Raw genomic sequence first — 1,774 nt, 5'->3', positions numbered from 1 at the left:
CTCCCTCTACGTTGGATCGAACCTCTTATCCTAGGACGATCGCAGGGATCGGGCTGGCCATTTCATTATGTCGTGTTTTGCCTTCAAGGTGATTCAAGCCGTGATAGACGGCATGCCGAAGCCCGGGCGTGCCGCGCAACGGTTGCAACTGCACCGGCAAAACTTTTTGGCGATTCGCCGGCGACAGCCCGCGCAGGTGCATCCCGCCATGACCTGGCTACTCCTCTGAACGCGGCGCGATCTCGACGTGATGGGTCGCGGCGGGTTAGTCTGCCTGCAGGGACAGTCGTAAAAGGTACACAACAAACACAGAGGGAGACGGCATGCGCAAACTTCGCTCGCAGAGCTGGTTCGGCAGGAACGGTAAGGACAGTTTCATTCACCGTTCGTGGATGAAGAACCAGGGTATCCCACACGACGAATTCGACGGGCGCCCCGTAATCGGCATCTGCAATACGTGGTCGGAACTGACGCCGTGCAATGCGCATTTTCGCGAGCTCGCCGAGTACGTGAAAAAAGGCGTGCACGAAGCGGGCGGCTTGCCGCTCGAGTTTCCGGTCATGTCGCTCGGCGAGTCAAATCTGCGCCCCACCGCGATGCTGTTCCGCAACCTCGCTTCAATGGACGTCGAGGAATCGATTCGCGGCAATCCGATGGACGGCGTGATCCTGCTGGTCGGTTGCGACAAGACCACGCCCGCGCTGCTGATGGGCGCGGCGTCGTGCAATCTGCCCGCGCTGGCCGTGTCCGGCGGCCCGATGCTCAATGGCCGCTTTCGCGGCAAGAATATCGGCTCGGGCACGGGCGTCTGGCAGATGTCCGAGGAAGTGCGCGCCGGCACGATGACGCAGGAGGAATTCACCGAAGCCGAGTCGTGCATGAACCGTTCGCGCGGCCACTGCATGACGATGGGCACGGCCTCCACGATGGCCTCGATGGTCGAATCGCTCGGCATGAGTTTGCCGCATAACGCGGCGATTCTCGCAGTGGATGCACGCCGGCAGGTGCTCGCGCATCTCGCCGGGCGGCGCATCGTCGACATGGTTCGCGAGGACCTGACGATGGACAAGATCCTCACGCGCCAGGCCTTCGAAAACGCGATCCGCACGAATGCGGCGATCGGCGGCTCGACCAACGCCGTGGTGCATCTGATCGCGCTGGCCAAGCGCATCGGCGTCGAACTCTCGCTGGAAGACTGGGAGCTCGGGTCGAACGTGCCGTGTCTCGTGAATCTGCAACCGTCAGGCGAATATCTGATGGAAGACTTTTACTACGCGGGCGGTTTGCCGGCGGTGTTGAAGCAACTCGGCGAGCAAGGGCTGTTGCATAAAGAAGCGCTGACGGTGAACGGCAAGTCCATCTGGGACAACGTGCGCAACGCGCCCAACCACGACGAGAAGGTCATCACGACCTTCGCCGAGCCGTTCAAGCCGAAGGCCGGCATCGCCGTGCTCAAGGGCAACCTAGCGCCGAATGGCGCGGTGATCAAGCCGTCGGCGGCCACCGCGCATCTGCTGAAACATCGCGGCCGCGCGGTCGTGTTCGAGAACGTCGAGGAACTGCACGCGAAGATCGACGACGAGTCGCTCGACATCGACGAGCATTGCATCATGGTGCTCAAGGGCGCGGGGCCGAAGGGTTATCCGGGCTTTGCCGAAGTCGGCAACATGCCGCTGCCGAAGAAAGTGCTGCAAAAAGTGTACCGGCTCGGATTGTCTGTTGGAGTAGGAATGACAGTCGCCTATCACCCCCTCCGCAGATCCGTACGTGCGCT

Annotated in this window: 1 protein-coding gene; it reads left to right on the top strand. The window is 61.7% G+C overall.

What is annotated here, in order from left to right; translation table 11 throughout:
- Positions 1-323: 323 nt before the first annotated feature.
- Positions 324-1,774, top strand: a 1,451-nt coding sequence (locus AWB81_RS42635) for an IlvD/Edd family dehydratase (protein WP_235026251.1), incomplete at its 3' end; no start/stop codon positions are given.

Origin of the sequence: Caballeronia arationis (genome assembly GCF_001544975.2) — a bacterium.
Classification (GTDB): Bacteria; Pseudomonadota; Gammaproteobacteria; order Burkholderiales; family Burkholderiaceae; genus Caballeronia; species Caballeronia arationis.
Note: the sequence above shows the minus strand (reverse complement) of the source record. Positions and strands in the feature narration are given on the sequence as shown.